Origin of the sequence: Gordonia asplenii, assembly GCF_012933505.1 — a bacterium.
Classification (GTDB): domain Bacteria; phylum Actinomycetota; class Actinomycetes; order Mycobacteriales; family Mycobacteriaceae; genus Gordonia; species Gordonia asplenii.
The window spans coordinates 1-1,885 of sequence record NZ_JABBNB010000070.1; the positions used below are offsets into that span (position 1 = coordinate 1).

General features: G+C 66.3%; 1 protein-coding gene. It reads right to left on the reverse strand.

The genetic code is table 11. The features are described from left to right. Window positions 1-122 precede the first annotated feature (122 nt). Window positions 123-1,853, reverse strand: coding sequence for a transposase (locus HH308_RS29215; protein WP_170197806.1), 1,731 nt, complete (start codon window positions 1,851-1,853; stop codon window positions 123-125). Window positions 1,854-1,885 lie beyond the last annotated feature (32 nt).

Below are 1,885 nucleotides of genomic sequence, written 5' to 3' on the forward strand. Positions count from 1 at the left end.
CGGGCTGTTTCGTTTTGGTGTTGGGTGGCGGCGGCCATTTTGCTGGACGAATTTTCGCGGGTCTGCGGGCGTGGGTGCTGGGGGTTGCTTCCTCCCCCCGGGGGGCTTCGCCCCGGGGGGGGTTAGGTGGTTGCCCAGTGGCCGGCTGCGATGGTTTTCATGATGTTGTGGACCATGGCGTGGAACGCGAATTCGGCGTCGGCTCGGGTGAGGCCTCGGCTGGTGAACTGCCGGAATTTCATGTTGTGTTTGGCGTGCCCGAATGGGGTTTCGGCGATGTGGCTGCGTTGTTTGTATAGGTTGCGGCCGTCGTCGGTGGCTAGGCGGTAGGTCATCTTCTCGATGGGGTCGGCGTCGGGCGCCGGTGGGGTGAGTCCGTCGGTGCTGTGGGGCAGTTTGTGCGATTGGGCGGTGGCGATGAGCCGGTCGGGGCCGTCGGCAGTGAGGTTGTCTGTCGACAGGTAGCCGGCGTCGGCGAGCAGCACCCCGATCTGTTCGTCCTGGTCCTCGGCGCCGGCGGGTGTCGGGGTGAATCCAGGTGGGCGGTGCGCGGCGATATGGTGTGCTGCGGCAACAGCTTTGGCCATCATCTCCAGATACGCTGTGGAGTCTTTGGTGTTGTTCGATACTCCGGTGGCGATGATCACACCGTCGCTGGTGGTCACGGCCTGGCAGTTGTACCCCTGGACCCAGCCGCCTCCACGTAGCGGCATCGGCCGGGATTGGGGATCGGTGATGTTGCGGCGGGTGTCGGGGTTGGCCCGATGGGGTTTGCGGGGGCCGCGGCGGGCGGCCGCGGCCGCCCGGGCAGCGGCTTTGTCACGTTGTTCTTGTTGGGCGCGTTCATAGTCGGCGACCTGCACCCGCACTCGCTGCACTTGTGCTCGTGCGCGCGTGACGGCCTTGGTGTCCTCGACGGGGGTGGGTTTGGGGCCGCGTTGCCCGGGCCGGTACCTGTCGATCTTGGCCTGTTGGGCGGCCCGGACTCGGGCCAGAATCCGTTCGGTGATCGTCAGTCGTACTTCGATCGGGGCCATGCCCCGAACGCTGTGTGGATCACGCTCCCACCTGGCCATCCACTCCTGGACGAACGTGGCTCGGGCGCTGGCCTGCTCGGCAGCTTTAGCCGCCTCGGCCGCGGGGTCTTTCGGCGTCGACTGCTTCTTCGCGGCGGCCTGATTGTGTTCGCGCGCACTGGCTAACGCCTCATCAATGCGGGCCAGGCGATCGGAACCGAGCAGATTCTCGGGGACCGCCTCAGGGTCCCCCTCATCGGCGGTGTCGTTGGCCTCATGTTCCAGGTTGGCCTGCACCGCAGTACCGGCCAGTTTCTCCCGCAGCCGGGCGATCTCCGCCTCCCGCGCGGACAGCAGATGCTTCTCGGTGCGGTTCGCCGCGCCCGAGGCATTCGAGGCGATCTTCACCCCATCGAGGGCCACCACCCCCAACTGCCCCATCCCGACCTGCGCGCACGCCGCCAACACCTGCGCGAACAGGTCCGCGATCAGCGGGGCCACCGCCGCCCGGAACCGGGCGATCGTCACATGATCGGGCGGGTCACCCCCACAGATCACCCGAAACGCGATATCGCGGTAGCACAGCTTCTCCAACCGGCGCGAGGACCGCTGCCCCTGCGCCCACCCCCAGATCAACAACGTCAACAACATGTCCGGGTCATAACCGGCGCGGCCCACCCCGCCGGTCTTGCGCAAACCGTGCACCGCGCGGGTGTCGAGCCGATCCACCAACGCGATCACCAGCCACACCGGATCATCAGCAGGCAACCAGTCCGCCATATTCGGCGGCAACAGAAACTCCTGATCCCGATTCAACGGACGATACGACTTAGCCACACCCCTATTATCGCAGGTCACACCCCATTTCC